Genomic DNA, 17,336 nt, shown 5'->3' with positions numbered 1-17,336 from the left:
TTCGTCGCGAAATTAGACCCGTTCAAGCGGTTGAATAGCTATTTTTGGTTATATATTGGTTCCATTAGAATGCTTATTAGATTTCTAACCAATTTGCGGTCGCGACTCAATGATCGGGAAGGCGCTGGCTGGCGAAGCCCCAACCTTTGAGGTCGGCGCCGGCGGCGCGTTCGAGCAGCGCGTCGGCGTCTTCGATCGTCCATTGTCCCGCGTTTTCGACATCGGCCAGCGCGTCCCAGCCGATCGGGACCGCGACCGGGGCGTGTTCGCGCGCGCGCGCCGCATAGGGCATGATCGCGGTGCTGCCCCGCTGGTTGCGGAGCCAGTCGATGAAGATCTTGCCCTTGCGCTTCGCCTTGCTCATCGTCGCGACATAGCGGTCGGGTTCGGCGAGGCTCAGCGCCTCGGCGAAGCGTTTCGCGAAACCCTTGTGCGCGTCCCAGCCGTGGCCTGGATCGAGCGGCACGACGACATGCACGCCCTTGCCGCCCGAGAGCATCGCGAAGCTGACGAGGCCGATATCGGCGAGCTGGCGGCGGATGTCGGTTGCGGCCTTTTTCACATCGGCAAAATCGAGTCCTTCGTCGGGGTCGAGGTCGAACACCATGCGGTCGGGCTTTTCGAGCGCACCGACATGGCTGCCCCAGCCGTGGAATTCGATCGTGCCCATCTGGACGCACGCGAGGATGCCGTCGGCATCTTCGACATAGAGATAATCCTCATGCCCCCCGTCCTTCTCGCGGATCGGGACATGGTGGACATGCTCGCCGAAGCTGCCCGAGTCGTGCTTCTGGAAAAAGCATTTCTTCGCGCGCCCCTGCGGGCAGCGAACGAGGCTGATCGGGCGGCGCGCCATGTGCGGGAGCATCAGCGGGGCGAGTGCGGCATAATAGTCGGCGAGGTCGCCCTTGGTCGCCTTCGCTTCGGGGAAGATGACGCGATCGCGGCTGCTGATCTTTACGTCGCTTGCCGCCTGGGGTGCTGGCTGCTGGGTTTCGGGGGTCACCTGTTTCGCCTCCTTGTCGCTGCGCAGGCCGAGAAAGCTGGCGTGGCGCACCGATCCGCTCGCGGTAAATTCGGCGAAGGCGATTTCGGCGACGAGATCGGGCCTGAGCCAATGCGCCTTGCGCGCGGCCGCCGCATCGACGTCGACCGGCGGCGTCTTGCGTTCGAGGCGCGCGAATGTCTTCGCGAGCGCGGCCATTGTGTCGGCGTCGAAGCCGGTGCCGACATTGCCCTTGTAGACGAGCTCGCCCTTTTCATGCTGCGCGAGGAGGAGCGAGGCGAAGGGGCGCGCCCTGGCCGACGAGGGGTTCCAGCCGACGATGACGAACTCCTGCCGCCGCGTGCATTTGACCTTCACCCAATTCTTCGAGCGCCGGCCCGAATAGGCCGCGTCGGCACGTTTCGAAATGATTCCCTCCTGCCCGGCATCGCACATTGCGGCGTAGAGCGTTTCGCCCGCGCCGATGACATGATCGGCGACCGCGACCGGGGGCTGCGCGTCGCAAAGCAGGGCCTCGAGCCGTTCCTTGCGTTCGAGGTTGCCGAGCTTGGCGAGGCTTTTGCCGTCCAGTTCGAGGAGGTCGAAGGCGAAGAAGTGAAGGTCGGTCGCGTCGTCCTGCGCGCCGTGGCCGCGTTTGAGCACCGCCTGGAGCGAGGAAAAGTCGGGGTTGCCGTCCTTGCCATAAGCGACGATCTCGCCGTCGATCAGCGACGGCGGCAGGTCGAGCGCGGCGATGTGCCGCACGAGCGGGGCGAATTTGTCGGTCCAGTCGAGGCCATTGCGCGTGAAGACGCGCACCTCTGCTCCGGCGGCGGCGATCTGGGCGCGATAGCCGTCATATTTGATCTCGTGGAACCAGCCGTTGCCCGACGGCACCGCATCGACGAGCGTCGCGAGCTGAAGCGGACGGAATTTGGGCGGTTTGCGCGTCCTTACGCCTTGGGGCTTCGCCTTGGCGACCTTTTTGTTGTGCGCTGCCGCATCGGCCATCTTCTTTGCAAAGGCCTCGCCCTTCGCGCCCTTCAGCGATTGCTCGCCGCCTTCGTCGCCGGCGATTTCGGCCATGGTGCGGCCGGTGAGGACACTCGTGAGCTGGCGTCCGACGAGGTCGTCGGTGCCGCCTGCAAAGGCGTCGTCGATCTTGCGGAGCAGCCAGTTCTCGCGCTTCTCGCCGGGACGCGGCTTCATGCGGACGAGCAGCCATTCGCCCTTCATGCGCTCGCCGTCGAGGATGAAGTGGAGATGGCCTTTCTCGATATCCTTCGCGCTCTTGCCTTCGACGGGCGCCCAGGTGCCTGTGTCCCACAGCATCACGCTGCCGCCGCCATATTCGCCCTTGGGGATCACGCCTTCGAAATCGGCGTAGCTCATCGGGTGATCCTCGGTGCGCACCGCGAGGCGCTTGTCGGCGGGGTCGGCGCTCGGGCCCCTGGTCACCGCCCAGCTTTTCAGAACGCCATCGACTTCGAGCCGGAAGTCGTAATGCAGCCGCGTCGCGTCATGCTTCTGAACGACGAAACGGTTGCCCTCCTTATCTCTTTTGGCGGCCTTCCGAACCTTGCCCGCCGGCTCAGGGGTCAGCTCGAAATCGCGCTTGGCGTTATATTGGGCGAGGGGGTCAGCGCGCGGCATTCCCATCTTCCTTGAGGCTTTCCTCTGCCTCGGGCAGTCGGCGTTCGACGAAGCGCAGAAGGATGAGTAGCACGAGCGCAAGCCCGGCGGCGATGCATACCACCGCGAAATAGCCCGCGCCGCTTGCGATGCCGATCGCCGCGGTCAGCCAGATATGCGCCGCGGTGGTGAGGTTGCGCACCTCGCTGCCCTTCACGATGATCAGCCCCGCCGCGATGATGCCGATGGCGGCCGCCATGCCCTCGATCACGCGGAGCGGGTCGATCGACGATTCCACACCGCCGAGCTGGTGATAGAGGGCGATCGCGACGACGGTCATCAGCGACGAACTGAGCGCGACCATCCCGTGCGTGCGTAGCCCGGCGTCATAGCCCTTGAGCTCGCGGTCGAGCCCGAGCAGCAGGCCGACAAAGGTCGCGACGCCGAGGCGCAGGAGCACCTGCGCGTCGATCGTTTCCCACCAGAGCGCGGCGTTCAGTTCCATCAGGCGCGCTTGCGTTCGGCGGTCTTTTTGGCCGGGGCCTTTTTCGCGGGCGTTGTCTTCGCCTTGCTTGCCGCCGCCTTTTTCTTGCCGTCGACCGATGCTTTCAAGGCCGCCATCAGGTCGATGACGTTCGATCCGCCGCCGACCGGGCCGGGTTCCTCGACGTCCTCGATCACGCGTTTACCCTTGGCCTTCGCCTTTTTGGCGACCACGCGCTTGATCGCATCGACATAATGATTGTGATAATCCGACGCGTCGAACTTGCCCGACTTCTTTTCGATCAGCGTTTCGGCGAGGTCGAGCAGGTCGGCGTCGGGTTTGCTGCTGCCGACATCGCGGAAATAATTGGCCGCCTTGTTCACCTCGTCGGCGTAGCGCAGCACTTCGAGGACGAGCCCCTTGCCGCACGGACGGAGGCCGACGAGCTGTTCCTGCCCGCGCACCGACAATTGGCCGAGGCCGACCTTCTTCGTGCGTTTCAGCGCTTCGCGCAGGACGATATAGGCCTCTTCGGCGAGTTCGTCGGCGGGGACGACATAATAGGGTTTGGCATAATAGAGGATGTCGATGTCGCTCGCGTCGACGAACTGGAGCAGCTCCAGAGTGCGCTTGCTTTCGAGCTTGACCGCCTCGATCTCCTCCTCGTCGAGCAGGACGTAATTGCCCTTCGAAGTTTCATACCCCTTGACGATGTCGTCGGTGTCGATCGGCCCGATGCCGGGCACGACCTTTTCATATTTGACCGGCTTGCCGCTCGGCTCGTGGATCTGCCGGAAGCTGATCGCGGCGCCCGATTTGGTCGCGGCGTAGATTTCGACGGGGATCGACACCAGCGCGAGCCGGATCTGTCCCTTCCAATAGGCGCGTGCGGCCATGATACTCCCTTTCGCTTTCCCCATTCGGAGTCGGAGTCCAAATGTCCGGCGCGGCGAGGGGTTCCTTAGGGCAGGGTTGGATATCCCTCCCCATGTCTTCGGCGCAGGGAGGATGGGATGGGATCAGAAGTCGATCGATGCCGATGCCTTGAAGGTGCGCGGGGTGCCCTGCAGCAACTGGGTGCCGAACGAACTGAACGCCGACGCCCAATAACGCTTGTTCGCGACATTATCGACGCCGAAGCGCAGCGTCAGTGCGTTGTCGCCGACGACCGCGACGTAGCGAGCGCCAAGATCGAAGCGCGTCCATGATTCGAGTTCGAGCGTGTTCGCCTGGTTCGCCGACTGCTTGCCGGTGTGGACGACGCGGCCGGTCAGCGTCAGCGCGGGCACGAAGGGCAGGTCCCATTCGACATTGGCGTTCGCGGTCCATTCGGGAATGCCCGGGGCGTCGTTGCCCTGATTTGTGGCGCCGGGCGTCCGGCGCAGCTTCGGATCGTTGACGGCGACGCCGCCGATGAGGCGGAGGCCCTGAACCGGCTCGCCGTCGAGGGTAAATTCGACGCCGCGGTTGCGCTGCACCCCGAAGGGCCCGAAGATCAGCTCGCCCGGTGCCGCCGGATTGACGCGGTAGTCCGAGTTCGGGCGATCGATCTGGAACCAGGCGAGCGCGGCGTTGAAGCGGCCGAAGCTGAACTTGCCGCCGACCTCATATTGCACCGAGGCATAGGGCGGCAGCACCTCGCCGCCGTTGGTCACGATGATGTCGGCGCCGCCGCCGGGATCGGCGACCGCCGTCGGCGCGGTCTGGCCCTGCTCGAGCCCCTCGATGCGATTGGCGTAGAGCGAGAGTCCTTCGAGGGGCTTGACCACCAGCCCGGCGACAGGGGTCACGGCGTCCTTTTGGTAGGAGCTGGTGAGGTCGCCCGCCTCGACGCCCGGGCTGTCGCTATAGGCATAGCCCTTGGTGCTGATCTGCTGGAGGCGGAGGCCGCCGGTCAGCAGGATGCGATCGTCCCAGAAACCGATCGTGTTCGACGCGAACAGGCTGGCGACGCGCGTGCGGCCGATCGGGAAGGGATCGTCGATATTGCCGCCGACGAAGCCGCTCGCCGGCCGCGGCACATCGACGGGGTCATAGAGATTGCTGGCGAAGGTGCCCGAGAAGAAATCATAGGCGTTGCGGTTGACCTGCCAGCTTGCGGCGCCGCCGAAGTTGATCTCGTGGCTGATGCCGCCGGCTTCGAGGTTGACGCGCAGCCCGGCGACGGCGGACTCATTATTGTCGGTGCGCGGCACATAGGAGCCGCCGCCGCTGCCGGCGCCGGTCGCCGGGTCGAGCAGGGTGAAGGAACTGGTGATCTGATCCTCGCGCCCGTCGCGCGCGCCGACCCGGGCATAGAGCAGCGCATTGTCGGCGATGTCATATTCGAGGCTGAGCGAACCGAAGACGTCCTCGGTCTCGATCGCTGCCCAGGGCTGGGCATAGTTGACGTCGGCGCGCGGCGGCGCGGGGATGGCGGTGCTGACGGTGATCTTGGGCCGCCAGTTCGACTGGCGCAGCCGCTGGTAATTGACGTTCAGCGAGGCGCGGAAGGCGCCGCCGTCATAATCGACGGTGCCGCCGACCGCGTAGGAGGAATGGAATTCATCGTCGATCGCGATGTCGCCGCGGCGCGCCAACCCGTTGAGGCGGACGCCCCACGCGTCATTGTCGCCGAAGCGGCGCGCGACGTCGAACGAACCGGCGAATTGCGAATCGCCGACGAAACCCAGCGTGACGCGCGACAGGTCGCGCTCGGCGCGCTTGGGGATCAGGTTGACGCTGCCGCCAATGCCGCCGCCGCTGGGCGCCGCGCCGTTGAGGAAGGCGCTGGCGCCACCGATCACCTGAACCGACGAAAAAAGCTCGGGCACGACGAGCTGGCGCGGGGTGACGCCATAAAGGCCGTCGAAGCCGACATCGTCCGAACTGAGCGCAAAGCCGCGGATCACGAAGACCTCGCCCGAGATGCCGAAGCCCAGCGTGGTGCGGATCGTCGGGTCGTTCTCCAGCACTTCGCCGAGCGTATCGGGCTGCTGGTTGAGGATCAGCGCTTCGTTATAGCTGCGGATATTGAACGGGACATCCTCGGCCGCCTTGGTGCCGAAGACGCCGACATTGCCCCCCGCGGTGACTTCGGTCCGGTTACTCCGCTGCGCGGTGACGAGGATATCTTCGGCGGTGCTGTCTTGCGCCATGGCCGGCGCGCACAGCGCGAACGCAGCACTCGCTGCGGAGAGGCCGAGCGCGGTGCGGAAGGTCGGTCTGGTCACGGATGTTCCCCTTGTAAGCGCGGGCTTTCTCCGCGCGTGACGTGATTCAGGTGCGGCGGGCGCGCATCGCCCAGCCGACGGCTAAAACAGGTATCGAAAGCGCCCCCCACGCCGCGGCATCGCGCAGCCCGTCGCCGGTCAGCGCGACGACAAGCCCCGCGATGCTGACGAGCGCGAGCAGCAGCGGCACGGCGAAGATCGCGCGGAGGCCGTTCGCCTTCCTCATTCGGCCGGGATCAGCGTTCCGCCGCTCTCGACCTCGCGCACCAGCGCGTCGGTGCCGAAGCGGCGCTTGCCTAGCCAGAGATAGAGGCCCGAGCCGAGCACGATCATCGTGAAGAGGGTGAGGACCGCCCAGAGCAGCTTGAGCGGCAGCCCGCCATAGTCGCCGAAGTGGAGCGGTTGCGACAGCGCGAGCACCTTCACATACCAGGGCATCGGCCGCGCGTCGGTGAACGCGCCCGTCTCGGCATCGATCAGCGCCGTGGTGAGCAAGCGCTCTGTGAGCGGCGTGTCGCCCTGAAAGAAGACCGCATAATGATGTTTGCTGCTGAACGCGCCGCCGGGGAAGGCGATGAACTGCGGATTGTTGCCGGGGATTTCCTTGCGCGCCGCGGCCATCGCCTTGTCGATCGATCCGTAACGCTCGGGCGCCACCGCGCCCTTCCCGGCATAGGCGCGCGTCATCTCTGCCAGTTCGGTCATCTGCCAATATTGGAAAATCGGGGTCGCCAGTGCGTTGATGACGCCGGTCGCGCCGACGACGGTCATCCACGCGAGCGCGACGATGCCGAGCAGATTGTGATAGTCGAGCCATTTCACGCGGCGGCTGCGCGAGGTGCGCAGCGTACCGAAGTCGAGCTTTTTCATGAAGGGGGCGTAAAGTATGACCCCCGAGACGATCGCGATCACGAAGAGCAGCCCCATCAGCCCGAGGAAGAGCATGCCCGGCAGGCCGAGGAACATGTCGGTGTGGAGCTGGAGCAGGACGTGCATCACGCCGCTTTCGTCGACGGTCGAGGTCGCCTTGCCGGTCGAGCGGTCGAGGATCTGGATCGTCATGTCGGCTGCGGGCGAGTCGGGGCGCGGCGCGGTGGTGACCGTCATCGACGGCTGCTCATTGTCGAACGCCATGAACACGGGGACTTCGCCCGGGCGCGCGGCGAGGGCCGTGGCGAGCATGTCGTCGAGCGGTTTGAGGCCGGGCGCTTCGCCCGACGATGCGACCTCCGGCAGGCCATAGGCCGGCGCATCTCCGGCCAGTTCGTCGATCTCGTGATGGAAGATCAGCGGTAGCCCGGTGACGCACAGCATCAGCAAAAAGGCGGTGCAGACGATGCTCGTCCATTTGTGGATGAGGAAACATGTCCGGATGGTCGCGCGATGCATGGGCAAAGGTTGCTGCTATTGCGAAGGAAAATCAATAGCGCCCTATGGCTTGCAACCCCGGTTGGCAACCGGATTTGCATGCGGGATGCCATCGTTCGGGCCAGCTATGCCATTGATCGGGCCAAGGGTGCGGAGGCGGCCCGATGGGACGATTCACTTTCCTTTCACGCCGGGCCGCTTAAGATGCGGGCCGGGGGACCGCTCGCATCGTTGGAGGCGCTATGGCCTTGAGCCGCGAGATGCAGCGACTGCGCGCCGAACATGCGGCGCTCGTCGCGCTGTCGCGGATCATCCTCGCCATGACCGAGGCGAGACACCCGCCGCCTGCGAGCGAGTTGACGTCGGCGCGCGGTGCGCTTCGCGAGGCGCTGGTCCGGCACCTGAAATGCGAAGACTGGATATTATACCCGCGGCTGATGGCGTCGGGCGATCCTGGCCTGATGCGGACCACGCGCGCGTTCGAACTGGAAATGGGAAATCTGTCGGCGGATTATGTCGCCTATGACGAGATGTGGAGCGGCGCGCGGGTCGCGGCGGACTGGCCCGGTTTCTGCCGCGAGACGCGACGCATATTCGAACAGCTCGCGATGCGGATCGAGCGCGAGGAGCGCGAGCTTTATCCGCTGGCCGACACACTCCATAGTGCCGCTGCGGCGCTCGACCTCCCGGTCAGGGCCGGATCGACAATTTCCAGCTGAGCGCCACGCGCCAGTCCTGACCGAACCCCGCGACCGGCTGTTTCCAGGCATCGGTGAATTCGAGCCCGATGGTGGCATTTTCGGCATAGGACAGGCGCACCCCGCCGCCCCAGCTGCCGAGGCGGAAATCGCTCCGGGGGATCGCCGTCCGTTCGAGCAGGGTGATGTCGGCGTAGTCGGCGAAAGTGTAGATCTCGCTTTTGGCAAGCTTGCCGCCGCGCAGCGGCCGCCATGCGACTTCGCCGAAGGTCGCGACACCGCGGTCGCCGTTGACCAGCCCGTCGTCGAAGGCGCGGCCGAAGCTGGCGCCGCCAACGCTGAAGCGCTGCGCGGCGGGCAGCCGGTCGCGGGTCCAGCGCCCCGTTGCTGCGAACCGCACGACGGCGACCTTGCCGATCGCCTGGTTCGCCTCGACGCTGGCATCGGCATAGAGGAAGCCCGCCTCGCCCGCGCCCGGATCGACACGCGCCCCCGCGATGTCGAGCCCCTTGGCGCCGCCGATCCGCGCGCCGATGACAGTGCGGTCCTCGGTGAGGCGAAAGGCGAGGCTGCCGCTCGCGGTCCAGGTTTTTTCGGCGGCGATCGTCGATCCGAACAGCGCATTCTTGGAATCGAGATAGTCGATCCGCGCCGAGGCGATCAGATTGCGCCGCGTCGCGCGGATCAGCGGATGGGTGACGCCGGCGCCGGCGCTCCACGCCTCGCCGTCGATCGCGGGGCCTTTCGGCCGGGTGCGCAGCGCCGCCGCAGTCAGTTCGAAGCGGGTGCCGTCGGCGCCGATCGGGGTTGAGTGGTTCGCCGCAATATAGAGCAAAGATTTGAGATTGAGCGCCGCGGCGCCGGTCAGCCGCGTTTCGTCGCCGCTGCGCAGCAGGCTGGTTCCGCGCGCATTGGCTTCGACGATCCCGTCGTCGACGAACGGGCTGGTACGCGTCGTGAAGCCGAGGCCGATGGTTGGCTTTTTCGCGTCGAGCGCGAGGTCGAGTGCGACCGCACCGGGCTCGCTACCGAGCGCGAGCGTCGGGGTGACGGTGACGCCGGGGACGTCGCCGATATTGCCGAGCGCGCGTTCGAAGCGGGCGCGCGGTAAGGGTTGCTGGCTGCGCAGCGGTGCGGCCATTTTTTCGATCAGCGGCGCGGGGCCGCCTTCCTTTTCGCCGCTGAGCGTGACCGCGCCGACATGGCCTTCGGCCGAGGCGACGGTGACAACGCCCTCCGACAAATCCTGTTCGGGAATGACGAGGGTGAAAAGCGCGACGCTCGACCGGTTGTAGGCGCGCGTCATCGCGGCGGCGAGTTTGGCAAGATTGTCCGCGGATGCGCGCTTGCCGACGAAGCGCTGCGCCGCGCGGGCGACATTGGCGGGAACGCCGGCGCCGACGAACCGGATTTCGCGGATCGTCACGTCGGGGCGCGCGCCGAGGTCGACCTTGCCGAAGGACAGGCTGTTCGTTTCGGGATCGGGGAGCGGCTCGCGTTCGCTCGAACCGGGAGCAAGCGGCGGGCGCCCGTCGAGCGGCGTTGCCGCCGGCTGGGCGGCGAGCGCCGCGGCGGGAAGGAACAGGGTTCCTGCCGCCGCGGCACAGGCTTTGCGCCACATACACATGGGCGGTATCAGTTGCCGCCCTTGGGGTTGAGACCACCAAGCAGTGTCCCGACGGTGTCGGTAACGCCGGTGACGAGGCCGGTCACGGGAAGGGCAGCGGGGCCGCCGGTCGTGCCGCCGCCCGCCGTTCCGTTCGTCACCTGTCCGAGCGCGCCGGTCGCCGTCGCGACGACATTGCCCACGAGCGTCGTTGGCGATCCGGCGGCACGGCCGGGAGTCCCGCCGGCCAGGCCGCCGGTGACGCCGCCGAGCAGATTGCCGCCGGTGCCGGGTTGCAGGGTGACGAGCTGGCCGGCCGATCCGACGCCGACGGTCAGCAGGCTGCCGTTCTTCTGGCCGGGCGACAGGATGCTCGCGCCGATCAGCGGCGAGGCATCGGGGCTGCCCAGCGCGATTGCCTTGCCGATCGTCGCGGTCACGAGTTGGCCGGGGGCGGCGGTCAGGCCGTCGACAAGATATTGCTGGCCATTGCCGGTCCGGACGAGGGCCACGCCCGTCGCTTTGACGACGCCGATGACGGTGCCGACGAGATTGGCGCCGCCCGGCACCTTGCCATCGACTGCATTGGCGAGCAGCAGCCCCTTGTCGGCGACGACGTTGACGAGGCCGCCCGTCTTGACGAGCACCCCGCCGATCACCGGATTGCCGTTTTGCGAGTCGCCGGTGTTCGCGAGCAGGCCGGTGCCGGCGACGCCGCCGGGGCCGACAAGGCCGCCGACCGCGAGCGCGCCGGCGTCGCCGAGGCCGAGACCGCTGCCGGCGGGGCCGGCGGGGCCGGTTGGACCCGCGGGCCCTGCAGGACCAGCCGGCCCGGTCGCGCCAGTGGGGCCGGCCGGGCCTGCGGGCCCGGTCGCGCCCGTCGCTCCGCCGGGACCGACGCTGCCGACGCGGTAGCTGCCCGACGATTCGCAGGCGGCGAGGGTCAGGCACGCCGGGATCAAAAGCAGGCAGGCCGGGCGAAATTCAAGACGGGGCAAGCGCATGAAATCTCTCCTTGATTCTGGGGTCCTCCCCCGAACCATAAGAAGAGCCAGTCAAAATTAGTTCCGTTGTTTCAATTGGTTAATCTTCAGCAACCCTGTTTGGAAGCCATTATACCAGCCGGATGAAGGCAATTTCGCCGCTGCGGCACTTTTTTCCGCTTAACCCTCTTTTTCGGGATGCCGTGCCCGAATTGCGACAAAAAGAGCGCAGCCGCGATGGCCCGCGACGGTAGTGGTGCTGCCGCCGATACTTCATCATTCCGTCATCGACGCGCCACGCTTCCGCCGCCGCAAAGCAATATCGCATCCCTAAAGCCCCCGCGACCCCGGGCCATTTCGGTGCCGGGTCAAGGGGATTTCACGCCATGACCTATCAGTTCAGGAACCGCCTGCAGGCCGGGGCCGCCGCGATTGCCATGCTGGCCGCGACCCCGGTCCTTGCCGACGAGGCGGCCGTCGAGGCCGCCGATGCGGCGGGCATCGACGATGTCGGGGAGATCGTCGTGCTCGGGCGCGGGCAGGCGCGGCAGGTGCAGGAACTCGGCGCCGCCGATATCGCGCTCGAAGTGTCGGGGATCAGCCCCTTGAAGGCCATCGACAAGCTGCCGGGGGTCAATTTCCAGGCGGCCGACCCGTTCGGCGCCTATGAATGGTCGGCGCGCATCTCGATCCGTGGTTTTTCGCAGAACCAGCTGGGCTTCACGCTCGACGGCATTCCGCTCGGCGACATGAATTACGGCAACCATAACGGCCTCCACATCAGCCGCGCGATCATCAGCGAAAATGTCGGCCGCGTCGAAGTGGCGCAGGGCGCGGGCTCGCTGGCGGCGGCATCGACGAGCAACCTTGGCGGTACGATCGAATTTTTCTCGCGCGAGCCGGCCGATATGTTCGGGCTCGAGGCGTCGGGCACCTATGGCAGCGAAGACACCAAGCGTGCCTTCGTCCGCCTCGACAGCGGCGACATCCTGTCGGGCGGACCGCGCCTGTCGCTGAGCTATGCTTGGGCTGATGCCGACAAGTGGAAGGGCGACGGCGCCCAGCGCCAGCATCAGGCCAATGCGCGCATTGTCCAGCCGGTCGGCGACGGGCAGTTCTTCGGCTTCGTCAACTATTCGGACCGCCGCGAGAACGACTATCAGGACATGAGCGCCGACATGATCGGCCGCCTCGGCTATGGCTGGGACAATTACGCCAAAAACTGGAATCTCGCGGTCGACGTCGCCAAAATCTATCAGAACCAGCTCGCGCAGAATGGCGGGGCCCCGCTGCCTTATCCGTCGGCGGGGCTGGTCTTTCCCGCGCCGGTCGCGACGGTCGACGACGCTTATTATGACGCCGCGGGCCTGCGCAAGGACTGGCTTGCCGGCGTCGGGGTCGATGCGCCGCTGAACGACTATTGGACGATGAAGGTCACCGGCTATTATCACGGCAACAAGGGGCGCGGGATGTGGTTTACCCCCTATGTCACCACCCCCGGCGGTGCGCCGATCACGATCCGCACCACCGAATATGAGATCGAACGCTATGGCATCGTCGCCACCAGCCTGTTCACGCTCGGCGCCAACACGATCGAACTCGGCACGTGGTACGAGGACAACGACTTCAACCAGGCGCGCCGCTTCTATGGCCTCGCCGACACCGCCGGCGCGCCGAGCCGCAGCAGCCTGAAATTCCCGAACGATCCGCTGGCGACCCAGTGGGAATTCGATTTCAACACGCAGACGCTGCAATATCATGTGCAGGATACGCTCGACCTCGGCCGATTCCAGCTCAATGCCGGATGGAAAGGGCTGCGCGTCACCAATATCGCGACGCCGGTGGTCAGCGGTGGCCTCGCCTCGGGCCGGACCGAGGCGAAGGACTGGTTTCTGCCGCAGGCCGGCCTGCTCTATCGCCTGAACGACGATAACGAGCTATTCGCGAGCTATACCGAGAATATGCGCGCGTTCGAATCGTCGGCGACCGGCGGCCCGTTCGCCACCACGCAGGCGGGTTTCGACGCGCTCGACCTGAAGCCCGAAACCTCGACTACCTATGAATTGGGTTTCCGGACCAAGTCGTCACGATTCCAGGCGGTGATCGCGGGCTATTATGTCGACTTCAAGGACCGCATCATCGCCTTTGCCAACGGGTCCGGGATCCAGGGCAACCCGGCGATTCTCAGCAATGTCGGCGATGTGCGCTCGTGGGGCGTCGAGGCGGCGGGAACGGTCCGCGTCACCCCCGAACTGTCGCTCTTCGCCTCCTACGCCTGGAACGACTCCGAATATCGGGACGACGTGGTGACCGCCGCGAATGTCGTCGTTGCAGCAACCGCAGGGAAAACGGTGGTCAATTCGCCGAGGCATCTCGCCAAGGGCGAAATCACCTGGGACAATGGCGATTTCTTTGCGCGCGTCGGCGCCAATTACACGTCGAAACGCTATTATTCCTATGAAAATGACGCCGAAGTCGGCGGCTTCATCATCGTCGACGCGAGCATCGGATACCGGCTGAACGATCGCATTTCGATCCAGGCGAATGCGACCAACCTGTTCGACAAGGAATATGTCTCGACGATCGGCACCAACGGTTTTGCCAACAGCGGTGATGCGCAGACCCTGCTCGCCGGCGCGCCGCAGCAGTTCTTCGTGACGCTGAAGGCGGGTTTCTGAACCTCTGCAGGGGCGGTGCCGGGCCCGGTGCCGCCTCTCAATGATTGACGATCATGGCGCGGTCCAGCTAGGGCCGCGCCATCATTTTTTGGGAAATAAGTTCATGACCGATACGCCCCCCGATCATCTGTCGACCAATCCGCGCTCGCCGCATTTCGACATGGAGGTGCTGCAGCGCGGCATCGGAATCCGCTTCAAGGGCAAGGAGCGCACCGACGTCGAGGAATATTCGATCTCCGAAGGCTGGATCCGCGTCGCGGCCGGCAAATCGAAGGACCGTTTCGGTCAGCCGATGACGATCAAGCTGTCGGGCGAGGTCGAGGCCTGGTTCGAGGACAAGGACGACGAAGGCGAAGCGCCCGCGGCCGATTGACGCCCGCCGTCCCCTGACGGGCCAAGGCGTTCGAGACCCGTCGATCTCTCATAAATGGGAAACCACCCGGAGCGGCGGACCGCCCCGAGTGGCTTCGTCGCTCGCCGAGCCCGAGGGGGGGGGGAGGGCTCAGTTGCCGAGCGAAGCAACGACCATTTCGAGGTCGTTGCCGGGTTTCCAATCATTCTGTGCCCACACGGGCGCTTTGAAGCTGGGGGCGGAGTTCGGAGCGCCCGCATCGCCATTGGCGTAAATGAAGCCCTGCACCGGGTTGGCGCGCAGGCCGAGGTCGGCGATCGGGGCGTACCACACGCGGACCATGCTCCAGTCGCCGGCATCGCTGACGTCGACGACGCGGACGTCGCGCTCGATCTGTCCGCGGCGGCCGTTGATCGGCGACCAATTGGCATGGTCGATCAGGATTTCGCGGTCGCTGACGACCTTTTTCACCACAGCGACATGGCCCATGGGCATGCCGCGGGTGCCGGCGAACGCCATGACCGCACCCTTGCGCGGTTCGGCCCCGCGTTCATAGCTGCCGGCGGCCTGCGACCACCAGGTCTTCGCATTGCCGCGAATTTCGACGCCCGATTCGGCGCGAGCGAAGGGAACGCATTGCAGATAGTCGCGGGCCGCGGCGGGAACGCTCGCGATCAGGCCGGTGATGGTCATCACGGACGCGACGGCGGCTGCCAGATAGCGACGATAGAGCATGAGATGCGACCCCCGATGGCTTGTCTTCAAGCGTTGGAGCGTCTTTGCTATGGCTGGCGCCGGCGACCAACAGCCTAGCGACGAATTGCGCCTGCCGTGCGGTGGGCGGGGGAACCTTTTGTTAAGTCCTTCCATTCGTCGCCCCGAGACTTCGCTCCGTCGCGTCAGGCGGCAACGGTCGCGATATCGTCGGGACGGCGGAACAGGGTCAGCACGTCCGCGGCAGGCATCGGGCGTCCATAATAATAGCCCTGGATGTTGCTGCAGCCGAAGCTGCGCAGCGTTTCGACCTCGAGTTCCGTTTCGGCACCCTCGGCGGTGGTGGACATGCCGAGGCTGTCGGCCAGGGCGACGACGGCGCGAATGATCGCAATCGATTCGATGCTGCCTTTGGCGGCCCCGACGACGAAACTGCGGTCGACCTTGATCGTCGAAAATTGCGTCTTGCGCAGATAGCCGAGCGACGAATAGCCGGTGCCGAAATCGTCGAGCGACAAGCGAATGCCGAGCCCGATCAACTGGTCGAGCAGCTGCGCCGCGCCGCCGCCGTCGCGCAGGAAGACGCTTTCGGTAACTTCGATCTCAAGCCGCTGCGGCGACAGCCCGCTTTGCGCCAGCGCCGAGACGACGACCGAGGCGAAACTCGGGTCGGTCAGCTGGTCGGCCGAGACGTTGATCGCGACCTTCAGGTTTGAGGGCCATTTCATCGCTTCATGGCATGCCGTGCGCAGCACCCATTCGCCGATCGGCGAAATGAGGCGCGCATCCTCGGCAAGCGGGATGAAACGCGCGGGCGATACATTGCCGAGCCTCTGGTTGTTCCAGCGGATCAACGCCTCGAAGCCGTTGAGCGTGCCGTCGGCGGCGGTTACCACCGGCTGGTAGTAGAGTTCGAATTCGCCGCGTTCGAGCGCGCCGCGCAGTTCCTGTTCCATCACGCGCCGTTCCTCGGCCTGCGCGTGCAGCGATGCGACATAGGCGGCGACGACGTTGCCGCCCTTGTCCTTCGACTTGTAAAGCGCGAGGTCGGCGTTGCGCGTCAGCGTTTCGACCGTCGCGCCGTCGGTCGGGCCGATCGCGAAACCGACGCTCGCCCCGACGAACAGCTGGTGGTTGTCGACCACATAGGGCCGACTGATCGTCGTAATGATCCGCTGCGCGAGTTCCTCCGCCGTTTCGGCCGAGGGCAAATTATGGAGCACGACGGCAAATTCGTCGCCGCCAAGGCGGCCGCACGTCATCCCGCGTTCCATCAGCCCCTTGAGCCGCGCCGCGACCTGCGCCAGCAATTTGTCGCCGACGGGGTGGCCCAGCGTATCATTGACCGCCTTGAACCGGTCGAGGTCGATCATCAGCAGAGCGCAACGCGACTTGGCGTCGATCGCATGCGCCATCGCACGCGCCAGATCCTCGTTCAGGCTGAGGCGGTTGGGTAGACCCGTGAGATTGTCGAACCGCGCCATCTTGGCGATCTGCTCGGCGCTCGCACGCTGTTCGGTCACGTCGGATCCGACGCCGCGAAAGCCGAGAAACTTCCCCGTCTCGTCGAGGCGGGGCGAGGCGGACAACTCCCACCAGCGCGGAGCGCCGTCGATCGTCACCGGAACGATCAGGTTGGAAAAGCTTTCGCGCCGTTTCATGCGTTCGGCCATGTCGTGCAGGCTCTTCGGAAAGAGACCTGTTTCCCACGCATCGCCCGACAAGGCCTGGAGCAGTGGAATGCCCTCCAGCCCTTCGGCCGTGCCGCCGAGCGCATAGGCGAGGCGCGGCGAGACATGAATCAGGCGGCGGCTGTTGTCGGTCTGCCACAGCCAGTCGGCCGAGGTTTCCTCGAATTCGCGGAGCAGCAGGCTGACCGTTTCGGTCTTTTCGTGCAGCACCTCTTCGGCGCGGCGAAAGCGGATATGGCTTTGCGCGAAGCGGACGCAAAAGGCGCAGAGCAGCAGCCCCGCGACGAGCGCCACGCCCGCCAGTTGGGGTGCGTCGGCACGGACGAGAGCGACTGCGGCCGACAGGGTTACTGGACCGATGAACAGCACGCAGGCCAGCGGAACGCTGTGCGCGACGATCGCCAGCGTCACCATCATCAGCACGGCGATCGTCCACATCGACAGCACATGGTCGAGCGTCGGGGTTGGTCCCTGCAACCAGAAGGGCGACCCCCAGAGAAGCGCGGAATAGAGCGCATGCCGCGTGCAGAGCCGATATTCGGCGACGCCCGAAAGCTTGGGGTCGCCGAGCGGCAGGTCCCGGAACTTTCGGTGCGACCAGAGACCGAAAATCAGCGCAGAGGCCAGCCAGCCGCCCGCGATCGGCAGCGGCACGCCGAGGATCATGGTCAACGCCGCGACCAGCGCCATGCCCATGCCCATCACAAGGCGCAGCGACCCGCGGCCGCGAAGCGGCGCGAGTTGGAGCTGGCGGAGGTTGCCGATGTCTTCGCCCTGCGGGCCCAGCCCCAACAGGGTCCGCGCAGGAATCACTTCGGCAGCTATCGGGTCGGTCAACAGGCTCTTCACCTGCTCCGTTTAGCGCGCGGGTATTACCCGAAGGTAACTACCCGTCTGTTCCTGCGCGAATTTCTGTCCCGCCCGGGGACAATG

13 protein-coding genes are annotated in these 17,336 nt (G+C 65.7%); 3 read left to right on the top strand and 10 right to left on the bottom strand.

Going from position 1 to position 17,336, the window contains the following annotated elements:
* Window positions 1-106: 106 nt before the first annotated feature.
* The 6 genes from ligD to HDC35_RS08840 form a co-directional block, all read right to left on the bottom strand.
* Complete coding sequence (ligD, locus tag HDC35_RS08865) at window positions 107-2,638, bottom strand: DNA ligase D (protein ID WP_184645803.1); 2,532 nt, start codon at window positions 2,636-2,638, stop codon at window positions 107-109.
* On the bottom strand, window positions 2,625-3,122 hold the full coding sequence (locus HDC35_RS08860) for an MgtC/SapB family protein (RefSeq protein ID WP_184645801.1): 498 nt from the start codon (window positions 3,120-3,122) through the stop codon (window positions 2,625-2,627). Before HDC35_RS08860 ends, ligD begins: the two co-directional genes overlap by 14 nt.
* Window positions 3,122-3,997 carry a Ku protein gene (locus HDC35_RS08855; RefSeq protein WP_184645798.1) on the bottom strand — a complete coding sequence of 292 codons (876 nt, stop codon included), beginning with the start codon at window positions 3,995-3,997 and terminating at the stop codon, window positions 3,122-3,124. The genes HDC35_RS08860 and HDC35_RS08855 overlap by 1 nt, the downstream gene beginning before the upstream one ends.
* A gap of 123 nt (window positions 3,998-4,120) precedes the next feature.
* Entirely contained in the window at window positions 4,121-6,313 is a 2,193-nt protein-coding gene (locus HDC35_RS08850) for a TonB-dependent receptor (RefSeq protein WP_311770740.1), read from the bottom strand.
* Window positions 6,314-6,359: 46 nt separating this feature from the next.
* Window positions 6,360-6,539: a hypothetical protein gene (locus HDC35_RS08845; protein WP_184645796.1), complete on the bottom strand. Its 180-nt coding sequence runs from the start codon at window positions 6,537-6,539 to the stop codon at window positions 6,360-6,362.
* Complete coding sequence (locus tag HDC35_RS08840; protein WP_184645794.1) at window positions 6,536-7,702, bottom strand: PepSY domain-containing protein; 1,167 nt, start codon at window positions 7,700-7,702, stop codon at window positions 6,536-6,538. The genes HDC35_RS08845 and HDC35_RS08840 overlap by 4 nt, the downstream gene beginning before the upstream one ends.
* A 221-nt stretch (window positions 7,703-7,923) precedes the next feature.
* Between HDC35_RS08840 and HDC35_RS08835 the strand changes: the two genes are divergently transcribed.
* Window positions 7,924-8,400, top strand: a complete 477-nt coding sequence (locus HDC35_RS08835; protein ID WP_184645792.1) for a hemerythrin domain-containing protein — start codon at window positions 7,924-7,926, stop codon at window positions 8,398-8,400.
* On the opposite strand, the gene HDC35_RS08830 is transcribed toward HDC35_RS08835, so the two are convergent.
* Window positions 8,372-10,006 carry a ShlB/FhaC/HecB family hemolysin secretion/activation protein gene (locus HDC35_RS08830; RefSeq protein ID WP_184645789.1) on the bottom strand — a complete coding sequence of 545 codons (1,635 nt, stop codon included), beginning with the start codon at window positions 10,004-10,006 and terminating at the stop codon, window positions 8,372-8,374. The genes HDC35_RS08835 and HDC35_RS08830 overlap by 29 nt on opposite strands.
* A gap of 8 nt (window positions 10,007-10,014) precedes the next feature.
* Entirely contained in the window at window positions 10,015-10,989 is a 975-nt protein-coding gene (locus tag HDC35_RS08825) for a hypothetical protein (protein WP_184645787.1), read from the bottom strand.
* A 365-nt stretch (window positions 10,990-11,354) separates the two neighbouring features.
* On the opposite strand from HDC35_RS08825, the gene HDC35_RS08820 reads away from it, so the two are divergent.
* Both HDC35_RS08820 and HDC35_RS08815 read left to right on the top strand, forming a co-directional pair.
* Window positions 11,355-13,646, top strand: coding sequence for a TonB-dependent receptor (locus tag HDC35_RS08820; RefSeq protein ID WP_184645786.1), 2,292 nt, complete (start codon window positions 11,355-11,357; stop codon window positions 13,644-13,646).
* Between the two features lie 103 nt (window positions 13,647-13,749).
* Window positions 13,750-14,019: a DUF3297 family protein gene (locus HDC35_RS08815; RefSeq protein ID WP_184645784.1), complete on the top strand. Its 270-nt coding sequence runs from the start codon at window positions 13,750-13,752 to the stop codon at window positions 14,017-14,019.
* Between the two features lie 129 nt (window positions 14,020-14,148).
* On the opposite strand, the gene HDC35_RS08810 is transcribed toward HDC35_RS08815, so the two are convergent.
* Both HDC35_RS08810 and HDC35_RS08805 read right to left on the bottom strand, forming a co-directional pair.
* Window positions 14,149-14,733, bottom strand: coding sequence for a CHAP domain-containing protein (locus HDC35_RS08810; RefSeq protein ID WP_184645782.1), 585 nt, complete (start codon window positions 14,731-14,733; stop codon window positions 14,149-14,151).
* Window positions 14,734-14,897: 164 nt separating this feature from the next.
* A complete protein-coding gene (locus HDC35_RS08805) occupies window positions 14,898-17,252 on the bottom strand; it encodes an EAL domain-containing protein (RefSeq protein WP_184645780.1) in 2,355 nt (784 codons plus the stop codon).
* Window positions 17,253-17,336 lie beyond the last annotated feature (84 nt).

This window comes from Sphingopyxis sp. JAI128 (genome assembly GCF_014207235.1).
GTDB lineage: Bacteria > Pseudomonadota > Alphaproteobacteria > Sphingomonadales > Sphingomonadaceae > Sphingopyxis.
The sequence above is the reverse complement of the archived record's forward strand: the minus strand, read 5'-3'. Positions and strand labels throughout refer to the sequence as shown.

Coding starts and splice junctions, on each gene's coding strand:
- ligD (WP_184645803.1), bottom strand. CDS start 2,638: ATGCCGCGCGCTGACCCCCTCGCCCAATATAACGCCAAGCGCGATTTC.
- HDC35_RS08835 (WP_184645792.1), top strand. CDS start 7,924: ATGGCCTTGAGCCGCGAGATGCAGCGACTGCGCGCCGAACATGCGGCG.
- HDC35_RS08830 (WP_184645789.1), bottom strand. CDS start 10,006: ATGTGTATGTGGCGCAAAGCCTGTGCCGCGGCGGCAGGAACCCTGTTC.
- HDC35_RS08840 (WP_184645794.1), bottom strand. CDS start 7,702: ATGCATCGCGCGACCATCCGGACATGTTTCCTCATCCACAAATGGACG.
- HDC35_RS08825 (WP_184645787.1), bottom strand. CDS start 10,989: ATGCGCTTGCCCCGTCTTGAATTTCGCCCGGCCTGCCTGCTTTTGATC.
- HDC35_RS08810 (WP_184645782.1), bottom strand. CDS start 14,733: ATGCTCTATCGTCGCTATCTGGCAGCCGCCGTCGCGTCCGTGATGACC.
- HDC35_RS08815 (WP_184645784.1), top strand. CDS start 13,750: ATGACCGATACGCCCCCCGATCATCTGTCGACCAATCCGCGCTCGCCG.
- HDC35_RS08820 (WP_184645786.1), top strand. CDS start 11,355: ATGACCTATCAGTTCAGGAACCGCCTGCAGGCCGGGGCCGCCGCGATT.
- HDC35_RS08860 (WP_184645801.1), bottom strand. CDS start 3,122: ATGGAACTGAACGCCGCGCTCTGGTGGGAAACGATCGACGCGCAGGTG.
- HDC35_RS08855 (WP_184645798.1), bottom strand. CDS start 3,997: ATGGCCGCACGCGCCTATTGGAAGGGACAGATCCGGCTCGCGCTGGTG.
- HDC35_RS08845 (WP_184645796.1), bottom strand. CDS start 6,539: ATGAGGAAGGCGAACGGCCTCCGCGCGATCTTCGCCGTGCCGCTGCTG.